At 72.4% G+C, this 21,354-nt stretch carries 17 protein-coding genes; 11 read left to right on the top strand and 6 right to left on the bottom strand.

The window, feature by feature from the left end; translation table 11 throughout:
• Positions 1 to 759: 759 nt before the first annotated feature.
• Complete coding sequence (locus tag ACFXGI_RS16440; protein ID WP_384706510.1) at positions 760 to 3,747, top strand: bifunctional [glutamine synthetase] adenylyltransferase/[glutamine synthetase]-adenylyl-L-tyrosine phosphorylase; 2,988 nt, start codon at positions 760 to 762, stop codon at positions 3,745 to 3,747.
• Between the two features lie 22 nt (positions 3,748 to 3,769).
• On the opposite strand, the gene ACFXGI_RS16435 is transcribed toward ACFXGI_RS16440, so the two are convergent.
• Together ACFXGI_RS16435 and ACFXGI_RS16430 are read right to left on the bottom strand one after the other, a co-directional pair.
• Positions 3,770 to 4,186, bottom strand: coding sequence for a hypothetical protein (locus ACFXGI_RS16435; protein ID WP_384706508.1), 417 nt, complete (start codon positions 4,184 to 4,186; stop codon positions 3,770 to 3,772).
• 89 nt (positions 4,187 to 4,275) lie between these two features.
• A complete protein-coding gene (locus ACFXGI_RS16430) occupies positions 4,276 to 5,112 on the bottom strand; it encodes a helix-turn-helix domain-containing protein (RefSeq protein WP_384706506.1) in 837 nt (278 codons plus the stop codon).
• A 343-nt stretch (positions 5,113 to 5,455) separates the two neighbouring features.
• Between ACFXGI_RS16430 and ACFXGI_RS16425 the strand changes: the two genes are divergently transcribed.
• The 3 genes from ACFXGI_RS16425 (at position 5,456) to ACFXGI_RS16415 (ending at position 7,738) form a co-directional block, all read left to right on the top strand.
• Positions 5,456 to 6,304, top strand: coding sequence for a helix-turn-helix domain-containing protein (locus ACFXGI_RS16425; protein WP_384706504.1), 849 nt, complete (start codon positions 5,456 to 5,458; stop codon positions 6,302 to 6,304).
• On the top strand, positions 6,301 to 6,558 hold the full coding sequence (locus tag ACFXGI_RS16420; protein ID WP_384706502.1) for a DUF397 domain-containing protein: 258 nt from the start codon (positions 6,301 to 6,303) through the stop codon (positions 6,556 to 6,558). Before ACFXGI_RS16425 ends, ACFXGI_RS16420 begins: the two co-directional genes overlap by 4 nt.
• 121 nt (positions 6,559 to 6,679) lie before the next feature.
• The gene (locus tag ACFXGI_RS16415; protein WP_384706500.1) at positions 6,680 to 7,738 is read left to right on the top strand and encodes a hypothetical protein; all 1,059 of its coding nucleotides are present in this window, start codon (positions 6,680 to 6,682) and stop codon (positions 7,736 to 7,738) included.
• A 12-nt stretch (positions 7,739 to 7,750) separates the two neighbouring features.
• On the opposite strand, the gene ACFXGI_RS16410 is transcribed toward ACFXGI_RS16415, so the two are convergent.
• Positions 7,751 to 8,356, bottom strand: coding sequence for a TetR/AcrR family transcriptional regulator (locus tag ACFXGI_RS16410; protein ID WP_384706498.1), 606 nt, complete (start codon positions 8,354 to 8,356; stop codon positions 7,751 to 7,753).
• Positions 8,357 to 8,461: 105 nt separating this feature from the next.
• On the opposite strand from ACFXGI_RS16410, the gene ACFXGI_RS16405 reads away from it, so the two are divergent.
• Positions 8,462 to 10,003: an APC family permease gene (locus ACFXGI_RS16405; protein ID WP_384706496.1), complete on the top strand. Its 1,542-nt coding sequence runs from the start codon at positions 8,462 to 8,464 to the stop codon at positions 10,001 to 10,003.
• Complete coding sequence (locus tag ACFXGI_RS16400) at positions 9,925 to 11,505, top strand: amidohydrolase (protein ID WP_384706494.1); 1,581 nt, start codon at positions 9,925 to 9,927, stop codon at positions 11,503 to 11,505. The genes ACFXGI_RS16405 and ACFXGI_RS16400 overlap by 79 nt, the downstream gene beginning before the upstream one ends.
• A 10-nt stretch (positions 11,506 to 11,515) precedes the next feature.
• Here ACFXGI_RS16400 and ACFXGI_RS16395 read toward each other — a convergent pair whose 3' ends face one another.
• The 3 genes from ACFXGI_RS16395 to ACFXGI_RS16385 form a co-directional block, all read right to left on the bottom strand.
• Positions 11,516 to 12,406 (bottom strand): phosphatase PAP2 family protein, encoded by an 891-nt coding sequence (locus tag ACFXGI_RS16395; protein WP_384706492.1) that lies wholly within the window; start codon positions 12,404 to 12,406, stop codon positions 11,516 to 11,518.
• Positions 12,407 to 12,474: 68 nt separating this feature from the next.
• The gene (locus tag ACFXGI_RS16390) at positions 12,475 to 13,521 is read right to left on the bottom strand and encodes a LacI family DNA-binding transcriptional regulator (RefSeq protein WP_384706490.1); all 1,047 of its coding nucleotides are present in this window, start codon (positions 13,519 to 13,521) and stop codon (positions 12,475 to 12,477) included.
• A 26-nt stretch (positions 13,522 to 13,547) separates the two neighbouring features.
• Entirely contained in the window at positions 13,548 to 15,173 is a 1,626-nt protein-coding gene (locus ACFXGI_RS16385; protein ID WP_384706488.1) for an alpha-amylase family glycosyl hydrolase, read from the bottom strand.
• A gap of 222 nt (positions 15,174 to 15,395) precedes the next feature.
• On the opposite strand from ACFXGI_RS16385, the gene ACFXGI_RS16380 reads away from it, so the two are divergent.
• The 5 genes from ACFXGI_RS16380 (at position 15,396) to ACFXGI_RS16360 (ending at position 21,322) form a co-directional block, all read left to right on the top strand.
• Positions 15,396 to 16,670 (top strand): extracellular solute-binding protein, encoded by a 1,275-nt coding sequence (locus tag ACFXGI_RS16380; RefSeq protein WP_384706486.1) that lies wholly within the window; start codon positions 15,396 to 15,398, stop codon positions 16,668 to 16,670.
• A 7-nt stretch (positions 16,671 to 16,677) separates the two neighbouring features.
• Positions 16,678 to 17,718 carry a carbohydrate ABC transporter permease gene (locus ACFXGI_RS16375; RefSeq protein WP_384706483.1) on the top strand — a complete coding sequence of 347 codons (1,041 nt, stop codon included), beginning with the start codon at positions 16,678 to 16,680 and terminating at the stop codon, positions 17,716 to 17,718.
• 2 nt (positions 17,719 to 17,720) lie between these two features.
• Complete coding sequence (locus tag ACFXGI_RS16370; protein ID WP_384706481.1) at positions 17,721 to 18,635, top strand: sugar ABC transporter permease; 915 nt, start codon at positions 17,721 to 17,723, stop codon at positions 18,633 to 18,635.
• Positions 18,636 to 18,710: 75 nt separating this feature from the next.
• Complete coding sequence (locus tag ACFXGI_RS16365; protein WP_384706479.1) at positions 18,711 to 20,318, top strand: glycoside hydrolase family 13 protein; 1,608 nt, start codon at positions 18,711 to 18,713, stop codon at positions 20,316 to 20,318.
• The gene (locus tag ACFXGI_RS16360) at positions 20,306 to 21,322 is read left to right on the top strand and encodes a LacI family DNA-binding transcriptional regulator (protein ID WP_384706477.1); all 1,017 of its coding nucleotides are present in this window, start codon (positions 20,306 to 20,308) and stop codon (positions 21,320 to 21,322) included. The genes ACFXGI_RS16365 and ACFXGI_RS16360 overlap by 13 nt, the downstream gene beginning before the upstream one ends.
• Positions 21,323 to 21,354: the final 32 nt, after the last annotated feature.

Here is a 21,354-nt window from a genome sequence, read left to right as displayed (position 1 = left end):
TGTGACGGATCCCAGCCGGACCCCGCTGCCGCGTGCGGCTGCGCGCCTGCCGGATGCTGCGAAGGGTCCCAAGCCCCGGCACCCGGCGGGGCCGCGGGATGCCCGGCCGGTCCGACCGGCCCCTCTGCCGGGGCCCCCGGACCCCCGCCCGGACCCCCGCCCGGTCCGCCGGACCAGGGCTGCGCCCCGTTGAGCCCCGCTGCGCTCGGGGCCGGCGCGTACGGCGACGGGCCGCCCGGCGTTGGTCCGGCCGGTCCGGCCGACGGATGCTGCGAAGGGTCCCAACCGGGGCCACCCATCGGGGCCGACGGGCCCGGGCCGCCCGGCCAACGCTGCGCCGGGCCTCCGCCCGGGCCGCCCGGCCAGGGGTCCGGCGACGGGGGGCCCTGCCAGGGGGTGTGGCCCTGGGTGTGGGGGCCTTCGGGCATCGGGGTCCTTCGGGGCGGGAGCGGACCGATGGGGTCCGAATATATGTGGACAATCCGAAATCGGGATCATGGTACGTGTACGCCGAGCCGGTCAGTCGAACGCCCGCTCCGGCCAGGCCATGTCTTTCGGACCGGGCCGGGCCGGACCGGATCGGGCCGGAGCGGATCGGAGCGGATCGGGCCGGGCCGGATCGGGCCGGATCGGGCCGGATCGGCCGCCGGACGCCGCGAGCCCGGCATGATCCGAAAGACACGGGCTAGGCTCCACCCAGGCCCGCTCGGGCCCGCTCGGGCAGTGGCGGCGAAGGCGACGTACGCGGGAGGCGGCGGGATGACAGTCCCGGGACGCAGGAGCAGTACCTTCATGCGGCTGCTGCGCAGCGGCTTCACCGACCCCTCGGCCGCGGCCAGGCTGCTCGACTCCGACGCGCTGGCCTCCGTACGCACCGATCCGGTGCTCCTCGACGCCCTCGGTGCCACCGCCGATCCCGACCTCGCCCTCCTCGGGCTCGTCCGGCTCGCCGAGGCGCAGAGCGAGGACGAGCGGCCCGTACTCCTCGACACCCTGGTCAGCGCCAAGCCGCTGCGCGACCGCCTCCTCGGCGTGCTCGGCGCGTCCGAGGCGCTCGCCGACCACCTCGCCCGCCACCCCCGCGACTGGCACGCCCTCGTGACGTACGAGGCCGCCGACCTGCACCCCGGGCTCGCCGAGTTCGAGCAGGGGCTCGCCCAGGCCCACGACCCCATCGCCCTGCGCGTCGCCTACCGCCGCTGCCTGCTCTCCATCGCCGCCCGCGACGTCTGCGGCACCATCGACGTCGCCCAGACCGCCGCCGAGCTCGCCGACCTGGCGACCGCCACCCTCCGCGCCGCCCTGCGGATCGCCTCCGCCGCCGCCCCCGAGGACGCCGCCGCCTGCCGGCTCGCCGTCATCGCCATGGGCAAGTGCGGCGGCAACGAGCTCAATTACGTCTCGGACGTCGACGTCATCTTCGTCGGGGACGCACCCCCCGGCGCCGACGAGGGCAAGGCCGTCCAGGCCGCCACCCGCCTCGCCTCTCACCTCATGCGGATCTGCTCCGAGACCACGATCGAGGGCACGATCTGGCCCGTCGACGCCAACCTGCGCCCCGAGGGCCGCAACGGCCCCCTCGTCCGCACCCTCGCCTCCCACCTCGCCTACTACCAGCGCTGGGCCAAGACCTGGGAGTTCCAGGCCCTCCTGAAGGCCCGGGCCGTCGCCGGCGACCCGGACCTCGGCGCCCAGTACATCGAGGCCATAACGCCGCTGGTCTGGCACGCCGCCGAGCGCGAGAACTTCGTCGCCGACGTCCAGAAGATGCGCCGCCGCGTCGTCGACAACATCCCCGCCGCCCAGGTCGACCGCGAGCTCAAGCTCGGCCCCGGCGGCCTGCGCGACGTCGAGTTCGCCGTCCAGCTGCTCCAGCTCGTCCACGGCCGCAGCGACGCCGGCCTGCACTCGGGCAGCACCCTCGACGCCCTGCACGCCCTGGCCGCCGGCGGTTACGTCGGCCGCACCGACGCCGCCCAGCTGAACGACGCGTACCGGTTCCTGCGCGCCATGGAGCACCGCATCCAGCTCCACCGGCTGCGCCGCACCCACCTCGTCCCCGAGGACGAGGCCGACCTGCGCCGCCTCGGCCGCTCGCTGGGCCTGCGCACCGAACCCGTCGTCGAGCTCAACAAGGCCTGGCGCCGCCACGCCTCCGTGGTCCGGCGCCTGCACGAGAAGCTCTTCTACCGGCCGCTGCTCGACGCCGTCGCCCAGCTGGCCCCCGGCGAGGCCCGCCTCTCCCCGCGCGCCGCCGGCCAGCGCCTCGAAGCCCTCGGCTACGCCGACCCGGCCTCGGCGCTGCGCCACCTCGAAGCCCTCGCCTCCGGCGTCACCCGCAAGGCCGCCATCCAGCGCACCCTGCTGCCGGTCATGCTCGGCTGGTTCGCCGACTCCGCCGACCCGGACGCCGGCCTGCTGAACTTCCGCAAGGTCTCCGACGCCCTCGGCAAGACCCCCTGGTACCTGCGGCTCCTGCGCGACGAGGGTGCCGCCGCCGAGAACCTGGCCCGCGTCCTGTCCGCCGGCCGGCTCGCCCCCGACCTGCTGATGCGCGCCCCCGAAGCGGTCGCCCTGCTCGGCGACCCCGGCGGGCTCTCCCCCCGTACCCACGAGGCCCTGGAGCAGGAGGTGCTCGCCGCCGTCGGACGCGCCGACAGCGCCGAGGCGGGGGTCGCCGCCGTCCGCGGGGTCCGCCGCCGCGAGCTGTTCCGTACGGCCGCCGCCGACATCATCCGCTCGTACGGTACGGAGGACCGCCCGGCCGAGGAGGACACCGGAGCCCTCGTCGACCGGGTCGGCGGAGCCGTCTCCGACCTCACCGCCACCACCGTCGCCGGAGCCCTGCGCGCAGCCGTCCGCCACCACTGGGGCGAGACCCTGCCCACCCGCTTCGCGATCATCGGCGTCGGCCGCTTCGGCGGCCACGAGCTGGGCTACGGGTCCGACGCCGACGTCCTGTTCGTCCACGAGCCCCGCGAGGGCGTCGACGAACAGGAGGCCGCGAAGGCCGCCCAGACCGTCATCGCCGAGATGCGCAGGCTGCTCCAACTCCCCACCGCCGACCCGCCGCTGCTCATCGACGCCGACCTGCGCCCCGAGGGCCGCTCCGGGCCGCTCGTACGGACCCTGTCCTCGTACGCCGCGTACTACCGGCGCTGGTCCCTGACCTGGGAGAGCCAGGCCCTGCTGCGCGCCGAACCGGTCGCGGGGGACGCCGACCTGGGTGCCCGCTTCATCGAGCTGATCGACCCGCTGCGCTACCCGGCGGAGGGCCTCGGCGAGGACGCCGTACGGGAGATCCGCCGCCTGAAGGCCCGCATGGAGTCCGAACGCCTCCCGCGCGGCGCCGACCCGACCCTGCACACCAAGCTGGGCCGCGGCGGCCTCAGCGACGTCGAGTGGACCGTCCAGCTGATCCAGATGCGGCACGCCTGGTCGGAGCCGGGCCTGCGCACCACCCGGACCCGCGAGGCCCTGGCCGCCGCCCACGCGGCCGGGCTGATCCCGGCCGAGGAGGCGCAGATCCTGGACGAGGCCTGGGTGCTCGCCACCCGGGTCCGCAACGCGGTGATGCTGGTCCGCGGCCGCGCCGGGGACACCTTCCCCTCGGAGGCCCGCGAACTGGCGGCCGTGGGCCGCTACCTGGGCTACGCGGAGGGCACGGTCGGCGAACTCCTCGACGACTACCGCCGCATCACCCGCCGCGCCCGGGCGGTGGTGGACGACCTGTTCTACGGGGCGTAGTTCGGCCCGGGTCCAGCCGGGTCTAGTGCACCGGCGGGTAGTACGGCTCGGGCTGCGGCCGGTTCTGGCAGTTGGCGTTGTTCCATTCGCGCTGGTAGGCCCTGTCGTACCCGCTCTTGAACCCGCTCTGCTTGGCGCTCGACACATCGTTCGGGTTGGGCACCCACAGCGGGTAGTTCTTCGGACGGCACTGCCGTCCGTCGTCCGCGCCGCGGGCTTCGCCCTGCCTGAGCCCCTCGCAGCGGGCGCGGGCCTTCTGGTCCGTGGAGACGTGCCCCGTGGAGTAGTCCCAGACCGTGCCGTCCAGCCTGCAGAGGGTCGCGGTCGGTGCGACGGAGACCCGGCCGGACGGGGGTTGCGCGGCGACGGCGGCCGGTCCGAGGGTGAGCGAGGCCGAGAGCGCAAGTCCTGTCAGCGCGAGCAGGGGTGAGTGACGCATGACTCTCCTCCGTGACGTCCTTACATGTGCCTCCCCTTCCAGTTCACGCCCGCAGACGGGGACCCGCCACTCGGCTCCGGGCCCATCCCCTACGCCGCCCGTGCGTCCGCGGGTGGGCAGTCGCGGCAGCGGCCGGGGACGGGGGAGCGGAAGGCGCGGTCGCAGCCGTCGCAGGTGCGGAGCGGGTGGATCTCCCGGTCGGGCGGTACGGGGCGTGCAGCGCCGGGGTCGGGCAGCCGGGGCGGGAGCAGTTCCCGCAGGCGGTGGGCGAGCAGCGCGGCCGGGGAGTGGATGGCCGTCGTGGGCAGCGACCGCGTCAGGGCGTCGGCGACGGCGCTCGGGGTCAGCCCGCGCTCCAGCCACACCGCCGCGGCGGGCGCCAGTCGTACGGTGTCCCGCTCGGACAGCACGAGCCGGGGATCGCGCAGCCGCAGCCGGGCCAGCAGCTCGCGGGCCTGGAGCTCGGCCTCGGGGACGGTGGCCGGGGCGGGGTCCGGGTCCGCCTCCGGTTCGGGGTCCGGCTCGGGAGCCGGCTTCCGCTCGGCTCCGATGGGCTCGGCGCGCCGCTCGCGAGCCGCTGCCGCCATCGCGGGCGGGTTGTTGTACGAGACGGTGCAGGACACGACACGCCCGGTCGGCAGCCGCTCCTGGAAGCGGGCCAGGTAGCCGTGCTCCTCCAGCTCCCGCAGGGTGGCGGCGATGCGGACCTCGCCCTCGGGGAAGCGTTCGGCGAGGGCCTTGATGGTGACCTTCGCGCCCGGCGGGAGGGACTGGATGTGCGTGGCCAGACCGATCGCCGTCATGCTCAACTCGCGGTGCTGGGCGAGGTGGTTGCCGATCTTGACGTAGCCGCGGCGGTGGTCGTGATTGATGTGCCGGATGCCCGACGAGGCGCGCGAGGGCGCGCTAAACTGCTGGTCAGCCATGGAAGGGTAGATGCCTTCTCTTGGTCAGGCCCTCGGGCGGGATTGGCGTCCCGTACGAGGGCCGAATTGCGTTTATGGGGTTGTCGGGGGTTAGCGTGCCCGACGGATTGGCATATGCGCCAGCCGGGTTGGGGTGGTTCACCCGTCCGAGTGAGAGGGGAGGGGGAGGTGAGGAGAGGTCATTTCCCCCGGTTGTTTGTCTTTAGGCGTCGAGCGTCACCGGCTATCGCCACACCGGACCGTGGAAACCTCGATCCGGCGAAATCGGACTTTCCCGTTCTCGCGCCTCTGTGCGGCCATCCGTGCGTAGCCTGACGGGAGTTGCAGGCCAACGGAGGTGGCAGTGAGCGCAGAGGGCACCGACGAGTCGAGCTGGGCACTCGATCCGGAGGACGAATCCGGGGCGGTCGTCGCGGCGGTGGGGCGCCAGTTGAAAATGTGGCGGGAGGCGGCCGGATTCGACCGGTCCGCTTTCGCTGAACGGATGGGCTACGGGGCGGACCTGACCCGCAAGATCGAAAGCGGCATCCGAATTCCGCGTCCGGAGTACCTGGACAAGGCGGACGAGGTTCTCGGTGCGGGCGGGAAGATCGCCGCGATGAAGGTGGACGTCGAAAAGGCCCGCTATCCCAAGAAGGTCCGGGATCTGGCCAAGTTGGAGTCCGAGGCCGTCGAGATCGGGTCCTACGACAACGGCGTGGTCCCGGGCTTGCTTCAGACCGAGGAGTACATCCGTGCCCTCTACGCGGTGAGGCGTCCGGCCTACTCGGAGGATCAGATCGAGCGTCTGGTGGCGGCGAGGGTGGCGCGCCACGACATCCTCCGGCGACATCCGGCCCCGTTGCTGACCGTCGTGCAGGAGGAGGCTGTTCTCCGACGGCCTGTCGGGGGCAAAATGGTGCTGCGCCGCCAACTGGAGCACCTTCTGGAGGTCGGCCAGTTGCGCACCGTGGAGATCCAGGTGATGCCCACTGCGGTGGAGGAGCACGCCGGTCTCGCGGGATCACTGAAGATCATGCGCCTCAAGGATGGAACGACGGTTGGGCACAACGAAGTTCAGCTGGTCAGCCGCTTGATCACTGAACCCAAAGAGGTCCAGGTCCTGGACATGCGCTATGGCATGATCCGAGCGCAGGCTCTGACGCCTCGCGAATCTCTGACGTTCATTGAGAAGGCACTGGGGGAGACATGAGCATCAGGCAGTCGGCCGAGGGGCTCTCCGCGCTGACGTGGGTCAAGAGCAGCTACAGCACCAATGACGGACCCGACTGCGTCGAAGTCGCCTGGACCAAGAGCAGCTACAGCGCGAGCAGCAGCAACGACTGCGTCGAGGTCGCCCGTACCCCCGGGACCGTCCTCGTCCGGGACTCCAAGCGGCCCGACGGCGACCGGCTGGCCGTCGCCCCGGCCGCCTGGGACGGGTTCGTCACTTACGCCGCCGCGTGAAAGTGCGGGTTCGGCCGTCAAGGCCGTCATCCGCTACCGGCGGCCGGATCCGGAGTGCTGGGAAGTCGCCGTCAAGGCGGCCTGCAACCCCCTGGGCAGCAGCTGGGACGCGGCCAGGGCGGTGGCGCAGGCCGGCCCCGCCGTCTCCGGGCATGCCGACCGGCTGGCCAGGGCCCTCGCCGCGCGGCTCGGGAACGTAGAGGAGCTCGCGGTCGCCCTCGCCGGGACGGGGGACCTCCGCGCGCTGCCCGCCCTCCGGCGCATCGCGGAGGGCAACCGGGTCCCGTTCCACGTCCCCTGGGTCTCCCACCTGGCCGCGCTGCCCGTCGCGGAACTGCTCCCGACGATGCGGGCGGTGCTGCGCCACGATCCGGCGAAGTACCACGCGAGCACCGCCGCCCTCGAACTCCTCGCGCTCTGGGGCCCGGCCGCCGCGCCCGCCGTGCCCGAGGTGCTCCCGTACCTGGAGGGCCCCTACGCCTACGGCGCCCTGCGCGCCCTGGGCCGGATCGGCCCGGCGGCTGCGGGAACAGCCGACCGGCTGGCCGACTTCGCCACCGGCCGTGCCCCGAAGGCGGCCCGCCACCATCCGCGGCTGGCCGCCTGGGCGCACTGGAGGGCCACAGGCGACCCGACCCTCGCCCTCGACGTGTGCGGTGCGGCCGTCGGAACCGGGACCGCCAGCCACGGCCTGCCCTTCCTCGCCGATCTGGGTCCCCTGGCCGCCGCCCACGCGGACACCGTGCGCGGCCTGATGGAATCGCCCGGAGCCTGGACCCGGGTCGCCGCGGCCCACGCGTACGCGCGGATCACCGGGGACGCGGAGCCCGCCGTGGCGGTGCTGCTGGCCGAGGTGGACCCGGACTGGACCGGGAACCCCGCCCTGCCGACCCGCGAGGCCGTCCGCCGGCTCGGCGGGATCGGGGCGCCCGCCGCCGCCGCGGCGCCCCTGCTGCGCCGGATCCTGGGGGCGGAGGAGCGGCTGAACCACCCGTACGAGCACGTCCGGATCCTGGCCGACGAGGCCTACGTCCGCACCCTCACCGAGGCCCTCGAACAGATCGGCGCGAGCGCGGACGGCCCGGCAGCGGCACCCGTACCGGAGCCGGCACCCTCGCCCGAGGCCCGTCGCGGGGTGCTGGAGCGATGGCTGGGCCCGCGCGCAGCGCGCACCCGCTGACCGGCCGATCCCTCAGCCCGCTTCGCCCCGCAGGGAGCGCGCGTACGCCAGGAACGCGGCCAGGCCCACATCGAAGGCGGCGTCCGCGCGGCCCGGGCCCACGGCCTCCAGGGCGTCCGCGAGCAGCGGGGTGTCGGGCGACGGTTCCCACATGGCCTCGGGGGCGGTCAGGTCCAGGGCCGAGCCGAGGACCAGGTTCTCCAGTGCCGTCAACAGCGGCATCACCCGGTCGCGGGTGAACCCCGCCGCCAGCAGCATGCCGACCGCCCGCTCGTACTGCGCCAGCACCCGCGGGGCCCGCACCGGCGTGGTCATGAGCAGCGGGATGGCCCGCGGCGAGGCCGCGAAGGCGGCCCGGTACGAGCGGGCCCAGGCCTCCAGGGCCCGGTCCCACGGCTCCAGGTCCAGGGTTTCGCCGGCGATCCGGTCGCATACGAGCTCCCGCACCAGCTCCACCACCCCCGCCCGGCCGTCCACGTGGTGGTACACCGACCCGGTCTGCACGCCGAGCTCCCGGGCGATCTGCGGGACGCTGAACTCGCCCTGCTCCTCCACGAGTTGCAGTGCGGTCGCGGCGATCCGCTCCCTGTCGAGGAGGGGGGTGCGCGGCCGTGCCATCGGTTTCTCCCGCCGTGAGGTCTTCCCGTACGCCAAAACCGGAGGCTACATTGCCGCAAACCTAAAGCCTTTAGGTTTTGGTCTCCCCGAAGGGTGCACTGCCGCATGCCCGAAACGCCGGAACCGCCGACCGACAGACCCGCCCTGCGCCGCGCGGCGCTCGGCACCGCCGACATCTCCTTCTTCGTCGTCTCCGCCGCCGCCCCCCTCACCGTCATGGCCGGAGTGGCCCCCGTCGCCATCCTGCTCGGCGGGATCGGCGCCCCCGCCGGGTACCTCCTCGCCGGCCTCACCCTCGCCGTGTTCGCCGTCGGGTTCACCACCATGAGCCGCCACGTCCGCAGCGGCGGAGCCTTCTACGCGTACATCGCCCGGGGCCTGGGCAAGCGCGTCGGCATCGGCGCGGCGCTGCTCGCCCTGGTCGGCTACAACGGCATGGAGATCGGGGTCTACGGCCTCCTCGGCACCACCACCGCCGACACCGCCCACGCCCTCGGCGGCTTCGACGTCCCCTGGCTCCCCGTCTCCCTCGCCGGCCTCGCCCTCATCTGGTACGGCGGCTTCCGCTCGATCGACTTCGGTGCCAAGGTGCTCGGCGTCCTGCTCGTCGCCGAGACCGGGATACTCGTCCTGCTCGCCGGAGGCGTCCTCGTCAAGGGCGGCGCCCACGGACTCTCCGCCGGCTCCTTCGCCCCCGGCGCGGTCCTCGTCCCCGGCACCGCCGCCGTGCTCGCCTTCGCCTTCGCCGCGTTCACCGGCTTCGAGTCCACCGTCATCTACCGCCGCGAGGCCCGCGACCCCGACCGGACCATCCCGCGCGCCACCTACATCGCCGTCGCCTTCCTCGGCCTCTTCTACGCCTTCATCGTCTGGACCGTCATCCAGGCCTTCGGCGCCGAGGAGGTCGTGGCGGCCGCCGCCGAGAACCCCGGCGGCCTGTTCTTCGCCGCGATCACCACGTACGTCGGCCCCTGGGCGGCCGACCTCATGCACCTGTTCATCGTCACCAGCGTCATCGCCTCCCTCCTAGCCTTCCACAACGCCATCAACCGCTACGCGCTCGCCCTCGCCGAGGAGGGCGTACTGCCCGCGGCCCTCGGCCGGGTCCACCCGCGCCACCGCTCCCCGTACCTCGCCGGGCTCGCCCAGACCTCCCTCGGCGCCGTCATCGTGCTCGCCTTCGCGCTGGCCGGTGCCGATCCGTACCAGCAGCTGCTGCTCTGGGTGAACACGCCCGGCATGATCGGGCTCATGGCGCTGATGCTGCTCGCCGCGATCGCCGTACCCGTCTACTTCCGGCGCACCGCGCACACCGAAGGCCCCTGGCGGACCGTGGTCGCGCCCGTGGCCGCCGCCGTGCTGCTGGCCGTCGCGATCTGCCTGGTCGTCTCCAAGGTGGGCCTGTTCACCATGGCCTCCACCACCGTGAACACCGTCCTCGTCGCCCTCGTCCCCGCCGTGTTCCTGGCCGGGCTGGCGCTCGCGCAGCGCCTGAAGACCCGCCGCCCCGAGACCTACGCCCGGTTCGCCGCCGAGCCCGCAACCGACGTACCCGAAGGAGAAGAGCCGTGCCCGCTGCCGACACCGTCCTCACCGGAGCCCGCGTCCGCACCCTCGACCCCGGCCGCCCCGAGGCCCGCGCGGTAGCCGTCCGCGGCGACGAGATCCTCGCCGTCGGCGACGAGGCCGACGTACGCGACTGGCGCGGCCCCGCCACCGAGGTGGTCGACCTCGGCGGCGCCACCCTCACCCCCGGCCTGACCGACGCCCACAGCCACCCCGTCTGGGGCATCGAGATGGCCACCGGGACCGACCTCTCGGCCGTCCGCGACCTCGACCAGCTGCGGGCCGCCCTGCGCACCGCCCCGCGCCCGGCCGGCTGGATCCTCGGCCACGGCCTCGACCACAACGCCTTCGGCGGCCGCCCCGTGGACAAGGCACTGATCGAGGAGGCCCTGGCCGGCGCACCCGCCTTCCTGCGCCTGTACGACGGCCACTCCGCCCTCGCCTCCGGCTCGGCCCTGGACGCCGCGGGCATCACCGGCCCGCGCACGTTCGACCAGCGCTCGGAGATCGTCTGCGGTCCGGACGGCCGCCCGACCGGCCACCTCGTCGAGCACGCGGCGATGTCCCTGGTCGGCGCCCTCGCCCCGAAGCCCTCGGCCGCCGAGCGGCGCACCCGGCTCACCGCGCTGCTCGGCGAGATGGCCGCCACCGGCCTCACCGGGGCCCATGTCATGGACCTCGGCGACGGTGACGTACCGGCCCTGCTGGCGGGCGTCGAGTACGACGGCGACCTGCCGCTGCGGCTGAAGCTGGCGCCCTGGTGCATGCCGGGCGCCACACCCGAGGAGCTGGCGGAGCTGATCGGACTCCAGGGCGTGCGCGGCCGCCACTGGCAGGTCGGCGGCGTCAAGTTCTTCATGGACGGCACCGTCGAGGGCGGCACCGCCTGGCTGGAGCACGCCGACTGCCACGGCCGGGGCACCGACGCCTTCTGGCCCGATCCCGAGGCCTACTCGGCGGCCGTACGGACCCTCGACGCGGCCGGGGTGCGCACCGCGACCCACGCCATCGGCGACGCGGCGGTCCGCCACGTCCTCGACACGGTGGCCTCGCTGGGCCCCCAGGCCCGGATGCGGCACCGGATCGAGCACATCGAGACCGTCCCCGACGACCAGCTGAAGCGGTTCGCGGAGCTCGGGGTGATCGCCTCGATGCAGCCGCCGCACACCGCGTACACCCGGGCCGACCACAGCGACGAGTGGTCGAAGCGGCTGGGCCCGGACCGGGCGGCCCGGGCCTGGCGCTGCCGGGACCTGCGCGACGCGGGGGCCGTGCTGGCCCTTGGCTCGGACTGGCCCATCGCGCACCACGACGCCCGCCGGGTGCTGGCCGTCGCCCGCAGCCCGCTGGGCGCGGCCGCAGCGGGGGCCGCCCTGACCGGGCTGATGGCGCTGGAGGGCATGACCTCGCACGCGGCGCTCGCGGCGGGGGAGCAGCGGGTGGGCGGCCGGATCGCGGCCGGCTTCCGGGCGGATCTGACGGCCTTCGCCCTCGACCCCGTGGACACCGCCCCGGACGAGCTGGCGCAGGCCCCGATCCGGCTCACGATGTCGGGCGGACGGATCACGTACGGGGAGGTCTGAACGGCGGGTTCTAGGCCTTGCGGAACCGGTTCAGCAAGGCCGACGTCGCCGGATGCGGTCCCGTCTCCTCGGGCTCGCGCGGCAGCCGGTGCGGCAGCGAGCCGTACCAGCCGCGCGAGACCGTGTAGCCGAACGCGAGGCAGAGCATGCCGCCCGCGGCGTCCAGCCAGAAGTGGTTGGCGGTGGCCACGATGACCACGAGGGTGGCCACCGGGTAGAGCAGGCCCAGGATCCGGGCCCACGGGGCGGAGGCGACCGCGAAGATCGTCAGTCCGCACCAGAGCGACCACCCTATGTGCATCGAGGGCATGGCCGCGTACTGGTTCGACATGTGCTTGAGGTTGCCGGAGGCCATCGAGCCCCAGGTGTGGTGGACCAGCACGGTGTCCACGAAGCTCTGCCCGTTCATCAGCCGCGGCGGCGCGAGCGGGAAGAAGTAGTAGCCGAGCAGGGCCACGCCCGTGGTGGCGAAGAGGACCATCCGCGTGGCGGCGTAGCGCCCCGGATGGAAACGGTAGATCCACACCAGGACGCCGATGGTCACGACGAAGTGGAGCGTGGCGTAGTAGTAGTTCATGCCGACGATCAGCCACGTCACCGAGTTGACGGCGTGGTTGACCGACTGCTCCACCGCGATGCCGAGGGTGCGTTCGAGGTCCCACAGCCAGTCGGCGTTCGCGAGGGCGTCCGCCTTCTGTTCCGGCACCGCGTTGCGGATGAGCGAGTAGGTCCAGTAACTGACCCCGATGAGCAGGATCTCGAACCAGATCCGCGGCCGGCGCGGGGCGCGCAACCGGGACAGGAGAGCGCGCTGAGTCCCCGGACGGGCATCACTCTCGGTCACGAGGGGTGACGAGACTTCCGTCCGGGTTTCCAGTGTCTTCACGCTCGATTCACCCATGGGGAAAGAGTCTGCCAGATGCCTACTCGCCTTCGATCATCCCTCGGGACGGTCTCCTGCGCAGCGGCTCAGCCCTGGGGAGTAGACGGTCCCCTACGTTGCTGCGGACCGGAGGCGGTGGACCCGCGGACCACCAGCTCGGGCAGGAAGACGAACTCGCTGTGCGGGGCCGGCGTACCGCCGATCTCCTCCAGGAGGGTGCGGACCGCGGCCTGCCCCATGGCCTGCACCGGCTGCCGGATGGTGGTGAGCGGCGGGTCGGTGAACGCTATGAGCGGGGAGTCGTCGAAGCCGACGACGGAGACGTCCTGCGGCACGCGCAGCCCCTGCTGCCGGGCCGCCCGGATCGCCCCGAGCGCCATCATGTCGCTGGCGCACACGATGGCGGTGCAGCCGCGCGCGATGAGCGCGGCCGCCGCTGCCTGCCCGCCCTCCAGCGTGTACAGCGAGTGCTGGACGAGTTCCTCGACCTCGGCCTCGTCGAGGCCGAGCCGCTCCTTCATCCCGAGCCGGAAGCCCTCGATCTTGCGCAGTACGGGCACGAACCGCTTGGGTCCGACCGCGAGTCCGATCCGGGTGTGCCCGAGCGCGGTCAGGTGGGTCACGGCGAGCTGCATCGCGGCGCGGTCGTCGGGGGAGACGAAGGGGGCCTGCACCTTGTCGGAGAACCCGTTGATGAGGACGTACGGGACGCCCTGCCCGCGGAGTTGGTCGTAGCGGCCCATGTCGGCCGTGGTGTCGGCGTGCAGCCCGGAGACGAAGATGATGCCGGAGACCCCGCGGTCGACCAGCATCTCGGTGAGCTCGTCCTCGGTGGACCCGCCGGGCGTCTGCGTGGCCAGCACCGGGGTGTACCCCTGCCGGGTCAGCGCCTGGCCGATGACCTGCGCGAGCGCCGGGAAGATGGGGTTGTCCAGCTCGGGGGTTATCAGGCCGACGAGTCCCGCGCTGCGCTGGCGCAGCCGCACCGGGCGCTCGTAGCCGAGGACATCGAGTGCGGCCAGCACCGATTCACGGGTGCCCGCGGCCACACCGGGCTTGCCGTTGAGCACGCGGCTGACTGTGGCTTCGCTGACCCCCGCCTGGGCTGCGATGTCGGCTAGCCGTGCGGTCACGGGATTGGACTGTACCGGTCCCGGGCTCACAGTGCCCACCACGTGCACGCATCGGCCGGCAGCAGTACGGTCCGGCCGTCCGTCTCCACCGGTGCGCTGGAGAGTACGGGGCGCCCCGGCGAGGCCAGTTCGAGCGGCTCGGAGCGGCTGTTGAGGGTGCAGGCGAACCCGGGCCGGGTGAAGAGGAGCACGCCCTCGGGCGCGGGCAGCCAGGTCAGGGGGCCCGCGTCGGGGGAGCCGAGCCCGGGCAGGGCGCGGCGCAGCTCCAGGGCGGCGCGGTACAGCTCCAGGGTGGAGTGGGGGTCGCCGGTCTGGGCGGCGACGCTGAGCGGGGCCCAGTCGGCGGGCTGCGGGAGCCAGCTGCCGGCCGGCCCGAATCCGTACGGGGGCCGCTCGCCGGACCAGGGCAGCGGGATCCGGCAGCCGTCGCGCAGCCCGTCCTGCCCGGCGGAGCGCAGGAAGGCGGGGTCCTGGCGCACGGCGTCGGGCAGGTCGGCGACCTCGGGCAGGCCGAGCTCCTCGCCCTGGTAGAGGTACGCGGACCCGGGCAGGGCGAGCATCAGCAGCGCGGCGGCCCGGGCGCGGGCCAGGCCCTGGGCGCCGCCCCCGTACCGCGTGACATGGCGCACGACGTCGTGGTTGGACAGCACCCAGGTGGTGGGGGCTCCGACGGAGGCGGTGGCGGCCAGGGACTCGTCGATGACGGTCCGCATCGCGCGGGTGTCCCACGGGCAGTTCAGGAAGCGGAAGTTGAAGGCCTGGTGCAGCTCGTCGGGGCGGACGTACAGGGCGAGCCGCTCGGAGGTCGGCGCCCAGGCCTCGGCGACGCCGATGCGCGGGCCCTCGTAGGAGTCGAGGAGCCGCCGCCAGGAGCGGTGGATCGCATGGACCCCGTCCTGGTCGAAGAAGGGGAGCGGCTCGGTCCCGATCAGGGTGGCCTGGGCGCCGCGGCCGATGTCGGGCAGGCCGGGGGCCTTGACCATGCCGTGCGCGACGTCGATGCGGAACCCGTCGACGCCGAGGTCGAGCCAGAAGCTCAGGACGGAGGCGAACTCCTCCGCGACCTCGGGGTGCTCCCAGTTCAGGTCGGGCTGCTCGGGTGCGAAGAGGTGCAGGTACCAGGCGCCGTCGGGGGTCCGGGTCCAGGCGGGGCCGCCGAAGACGGACTCCCAGTCGTTGGGCGGGCGCTCCCCGCCGGGGCCGCGGCCGGGCCGGAAGTGGTAGCGGGCCCGGGCCTCGGCCGCGGGGTGGGCGAGGGCCTCGCGGAACCAGGCGTGCCGCTCGGAGGTGTGGTTGGGCACGACGTCCACGATGACCCGCAGGCCGAGCGCGTGGGCGGCCCGGACGAGCTCGTCGGCGTCGGAGAGGTCCCCGAAGAGGGGGTCGACGGCCCGGTAGTCGGCGACGTCGTAGCCGCCGTCGGCCTGCGGGGAGACGTAGAAGGGGGTGAGCCACACGGCGTCGACCCCGAGCCGGGCCAGGTGGGGCAGGCGCGTGCGCACCCCCTGGAGGTCTCCGATGCCGTCGCCGTCACTGTCCGCGAAGGACCGTACGTACACCTGATAGATGACGGCATCGCGCCACCAGCCGCCGCTTGCGGTGACCTTGCTGGAAGCGCTTGCAAGCCGGGAGGCGGTCAGCTCATGGGTCATATAGGGGTCAACGCGCGCACATGCCCCCTGGTTGCGGGCCTGATGACCCGAAGGAAGTTCGAACAACCAGCAAGCGGCGGCAACCGTCAGGACACACGGATGTAACGATCGGCCCAGCTTGCAGAAAATTGCCGCAAGCTCTTTCGGACGGCTTTCAGGCTTGTTACGTTCCCTGCAACTCGGGACCGCGAGGGCGCGGCCGGGATCATCGAAGGAGTTCATATGCGGCGTGGCATAGCGGCCACCGCGCTGGTCGCGACCCTGGCGCTCGCGGCAACGGCTTGCGGTGGGGACGACAAGGGCGCGGCCGGCGAGACCAAGGCAGGCGGCGAGCTTTCCGGCACGGTCACGTGGTGGGACACCTCGAACGACGCCGAGAAGGCCAGCTTCCAGAAGATCGCCGAGGCGTTCACCGCGAAGCACCCGAAGGTCAGCGTCAAGTACGTCAACGTCCCGTACGGCGACGCGCAGAACAAGGTCAAGAACGCCTTCAGCAGCGGTTCCGAAGCCCCTGACGTGATCCGTGCCGACGTCGGCTGGGTCGCGGACTTCGCCTCGCTCGGCTACCTCGACGAGGTCCCGGCCGAGACGGCGAAGAAGGTCGACGCCGAGTTCCTGCCCCAGGCCGCGGCCAGCGGCAAGTTCGAGGGCAAGACCTACGCCGTCCCGCAGGTCATCGACACCCTCGGCCTCTTCTACAACAAGAAGATGCTCGCGGACGCCGGCGTCCAGCCCCCCAAGTCCCTGGAGGAGCTGAAGACCGCCGCCGCCGCCATCAAGGCGAAGACCGGCAAGGCCGGCCTCTACCTGCGCGGCGACGACTCGTACTGGTTCCTGCCCTTCATCTACGGCGAGGGCGGCGACCTGGTCGACGCGAAGAACAAGACGGTCACCGTCGACAACCCGGCCGGCGTCAACGCGTTCAAGACCGCCCGTGACCTGGTCTCCTCCGGCGCGGCGATCACCAACGCGACCGACGGCTACGTCAACATGCAGACCGCCTTCAAGACCGGCGAAGCCGCGATGATGATCAACGGTCCGTGGGCCGTCGCCGACACCTACGCCGGCGACCAGTTCAAGGACAAGGCCAACCTCGGCGTCGCCGCCGTTCCGGCCGGCTCCGTCAAGGCCGGCGCCCCGCAGGGCGGCCACGACCTCGCCGTCTACGCCGGCTCCAAGAACCGCGCCGCCGCGCACGCCTTCGTCGAGTACATGACCTCGCAGGACGTGCAGGTGCAGTCCACCAAGGACCTCAGCCTGCTCCCGACCCGGACCGCCGCGTACGAGCAGCCTGACGTCAAGTCCAGCGAGATGGTCCAGTTCTTCAAGCCGGCCGTGGACAAGGCCGTCGAGCGCGCCTGGATCCCGGAGAACGGCTCCCTCTTCGAGCCGCTGAAGGTCGAATACACCAAGGCGGTCACCGGGGCGTCGAGCCCGGAGGACGCGGCCAAGGCGGCCGGCGTCGAGTTCCGCAAGATCCTCAAGGGCTGGAAGTAACAAGACGATGGCTGCTGACACCAGCCAGTCGGTGGTGAAGGCCGCGGGCAGCGACGGAGTAGACACCGTCGCCGCCCGCGGCCGGAGCCGCAGGACTGACAGCAAGGCCCCCGGCGGGACCAGGGGCGGACTGAGGCGTGCCCTCGCCACCCACTGGTACGCCTGGGCCATGGTCGCCCCGGTGGTGCTCGTCCTCGCCGTCATCATCGGCTGGCCGCTCTTCCGCGGCGCCTACCTGTCGATGACCGACGCCAACGAGCGCAATGTCGCCCGTACCATCGGCGCCAACCACATCGAGGCCACGTACAAGTTCGTCGGCCTCGACAACTACGCGGACGTCCTGGCCGACCCGGTGTTCCTGCAGCGGCTGGTGTGGACCGTCACCTGGACCGTCCTGTGCGTGTCGATCACCTTCACGCTCGGACTGGCCCTCGCCAACATGCTCAACCGGGACTTCCGGGGCCGCGCCGCCTACCGGATGGCGCTCATCCTGCCCTGGGCCGTTCCCGGCTTCGTCTCCGTCTTCGCCTGGCGGTTCCTGTTCAACCGCGACAGCGGCATCCTGAACAAGATCCTCGACGGGGGCGGCATTTCGGCGGTCCCGTGGCTCGACGACCCGACGTGGGCGAAGTTCTCGGTCGTCGCCGTCAACGTCTGGCTCGGCGTCCCCTTCATGATGGTCGCCCTGCTCGGCGGGCTGCAGTCGATCCCCGGTGAGCTGTACGAGGCCGCCGAGATGGACGGGGCCACGGCCTGGCAGCGGTTCCGGCACATCACCCTGCCCGGGCTGCGGTCGGTGAGCATGACGGTGATCCTGCTCTCCACCATCTGGACCTTCAACATGTTCCCGGTGATCTTCCTGCTGACGCGGGGCGGACCGGGCGACTCCACCGAGATCCTGGTGACCCAGGCGTTCCGGGAGGCCTTCGTGTCCAGCCCGCGCGATTTCGCGGGCTCCGCCACGTGGGGCGTACTCATCCTCGCCCTGCTCATGATCTTCGCGCTGGTCTACCGGCGCTCGCTGCGCAAGCAGGGAGAGGTGTGGTGACCATGACGACGACCGACGTTTCCGCGATCAAGCAGGGCGCGAGCGAGCAAGGCGCGAGCAAGCCGGGCGCAAGCAAGCCGGGCGGGCGCAAGAGGGGCCAGCGCTCCCCGCTCGCCTCCGCAGGACTGCACGTCACCCTGATCGTCGCGTCCGTGATCGCCGTCTTCCCGGTGCTGTGGGTCCTGCTGACCTCCATCAAGCCCGCGAAGCACGCCATCTCCACGGACTTCGTGAAGGAACCGACCCTCGAGAACTACCGCTACCTGGTGGAGTCGACCTCCTTCTTCACCTGGTTCGGCAACTCCGTGCTCGTCGCCGGCATCACCACCGTCCTCGGTGTGTTCATCGCCGCCACGACCGGGTACGCCGTCAGCCGGTTCAAGTTCCCCGGCATGAAGCCGCTGATGTGGACCCTGCTCATCACGCAGATGTTCCCCATGGCCATCCTGATCGTCCCGCTCTACAACCTCATGGGACAGCTGGGACTGCTCAACCAGCCGCTCGGGCTGATCATCACGTACCTCACCATCGCCGTGCCGTTCTGCGCCTGGATGATGAAGGGCTTCTTCGACACCATCCCGGTCGAGATCGACGAATCCGGCCGCGTGGACGGACTCAACCCCTTCGGCACCTTCTGGCGCCTGATCCTGCCGCTGGCCAAGCCCGGCCTCGCCGTCACCGGCTTCTACTCGTTCATCACCGCCTGGGGCGAGGTCGCGTACGCCTCCGCCTTCATGGTCGGCGACGAACACCTCACCCTCGCCGGGGGCCTGCAGACCTTCGTCACGCAGTACACCTCCAACTGGGGTGCGATGAGCGCCGCCTCGGTCCTCATCGCCATCCCGGCGGCCATCTTCTTCCTCTTCGCCCAGCGTCACCTCGTCGCCGGGATGACGGCAGGCGCGACCAAGGGCTGACACCCCTCTCGCGATCCAGGGCCGACCACCCTGCCTGCCCCCTCTCACCCCCGGCCCGATCTCTCCAAGGACGACATGACCCAGCACCTCGCCGACGCACTGACTTCGGACAGTGGCCTTCCCACCACCACCGGCACTCGGCCCGGCTGGTGGAGAGAAGCGGTGATCTACCAGGTCTATCCGCGCAGCTTCGCCGACTCCAACGGGGACGGCATGGGGGACCTCGAAGGCATCCGCAGCCGTCTGCCCTACCTCAAGGAGCTGGGCGTCGACGCCGTCTGGCTCAGCCCCTTCTACGCCTCCCCGCAGGCCGACGCCGGCTACGACGTCGCCGACTACCGGGCCATCGACCCCATGTTCGGCAGCCTGCACGACGCCGACGCCGTGATCCGCGAAGCCCACGAACTGGGCCTGCGCATCATCGTGGACCTCGTCCCGAACCACTGCTCCGACCAGCACGAATGGTTCAAGCAGGCGCTTCGGGAAGGACCCGGCACCCCGCTGCGCGAGCGCTTCCACTTCCGGCCGGGACAGGGGGACAACGGGGAGCTGCCGCCCAACGACTGGGAGTCGATCTTCGGCGGTCCGGCGTGGACCCGGGTGGCCGACGGCGAGTGGTACCTGCACCTCTTCGCCCCCGAGCAGCCCGACTTCAACTGGGAGCACCCCGCCGTCCAGGACGAGTTCCGCTCCATCCTGCGGTTCTGGCTCGACCGCGGCGCCGACGGCTTCCGCATCGACGTCGCCCACGGCCTGGTCAAGGCCCCCGGCCTGCCCGACCTCGGGCGCGACGAGCAGCTCAAGCTGCTCGGCAACCAGGTGCTCCCCTTCTTCGACCAGGACGGGGTCCACGAGATCTACCGCTCGTGGAGGAAGGTGCTCGACGAGTACGCGGGCGACCGCATCGGCGTCGCCGAGGCCTGGACCCCCAGCGCGGACCGCACGGCCCTCTACCTGCGCCCCGACGAGCTGCACCAGGCGTTCAACTTCCACTACCTGAACACCGGCTGGGACGCGGAGGCGCTGCGCGCCACCATCGACGAGTCGCTCGACTCGATGCGTCCTGTCGGGGCGCCGACGACGTGGGTGCTGTCCAACCACGACGTGGTGCGCCACCGCACCCGCTTCGGCAGCCTGGAGCGGGCCCGCGCCGCCGCGCTGCTGATGCTGGCCCTGCCCGGGTCCGCGTACGTCTACCAGGGCGAGGAGCTCGGCCTGCCCGAGGTCGTGGACCTCCCTGACGAGGTGCGCCAGGACCCCTCCTTCTTCAAGGCGAACGGCCAGGACGGACTCCGCGACGGCTGCCGCGTGCCGATCCCGTGGTCGGGCGACCAGGCCCCGTACGGCTTCGGCGAGGGTGGCAGCTGGCTGCCGCAGCCGGCCGAGTGGGCCGGGCTGAGCGTCGAGGCCCAGACGGGCGACCCGGCCTCCACCCTGGAGCTGTACCGGGAGGCGCTGCGGATCCGCCGGGAGCGCGGCGACCTGGGCGCGGGCGACGCGGTGGAGTGGCTGGAGGCGCCGCAGGGCGTGCTGGCGTTCCGGCGCGGGGACTTCGTCTGCACGGTCAACACGACGCAGGAGCCGGTACGCATGCCCGCCCCGGGGACGGTGCTGCTGGCGAGCGGCGATGTGACGGACCCCGGGGTCCTCGGGGCCGACACGGCGGTGTGGTGGCAGGGGTGACCTCCCCGCTCCGGCTGACGGACATCGCCGCGCAGGCCCAGGTCAGCGAGGCGACGGTCAGCCGTGTGCTCAACGGCAAGGCGGGCGTGGCGGCCGGCACCCGGCACCGGGTGCTGGCCGCCATGGACCTGCTGGGCTACGAGCGCCCCGTACGGCTCAAGCGCCGCAGCAACGGCCTGGTGGGGCTGCTGATCCCGGAGCTCACGAACCCCATCTTCCCGGCGTTCGCGCAGGTCATCGAGCAGGCGCTGGCCGGTCACGGGTACACGCCGGTGCTGTGCACGCAGACGCCGGGCGGGGCCACCGAGGACGAGCTGGTGGAGCAGCTGGAGGAGCGGGGGGTCACGGGGATCGTCTTCCTGTCGGGCCTGCACGCGGACTCCTCGCTGGACCCGTCCCGCTACCAGCGCCTGTCGTCGCGGGGGATCCCCTTCGTCCTGATCAACGGCTTCAACGAGCACGTCAACGCCCCCTTCATCTCGCCGGACGACCGGGCGGCCGCGGACATGGCGGTACGCCACCTCGCGGACCTGGGCCACCGGCGGATCGGCCTGGCCATAGGACCGACGCGGTACGTCCCGTCGGCGCGCAAGGAGGCGGGGTTCAAGGCGGCGGTGCCGGAGGCGGAGGAGGAGGGCCGGATCCAGCGGACGCTGTTCACGGTGGAGGGCGGTCACGCGGCGGGCGGAGCCCTGCTGGACCGCGGCTGCACGGGCATCGTGTGCGGCAGCGACCCCATGGCGCTCGGCGTGATCCGCGCGGCGAGGGAGCGCGGCCTGCGCGTCCCGGAGGACGTGTCGGTCGTCGGCTTCGACGACTCCCCCCTGATCGCCTTCACGGACCCGCCGCTGACGACGATCCGCCAACCGGTCCGCGCCATGGCCACGGCGGCGGTGGGAGCCCTCCTGGAGGCGGTGGCCGGCACCCCGGTCCAGCGCACGGAGTACGTCTTCCAGCCGGAGCTGGTGGTGAGGGGCTCGACGGCCCAGGTCCCGCAGGACTAGATCCCGCCCCCGGCACGCCGCAGGGGCGGCCG

This window comes from Streptomyces sp. NPDC059355 (assembly GCF_042752335.1).
Lineage (GTDB): Bacteria > Actinomycetota > Actinomycetes > Streptomycetales > Streptomycetaceae > Streptomyces.
This window is presented reverse-complemented; position numbering and strand designations above follow the sequence as displayed.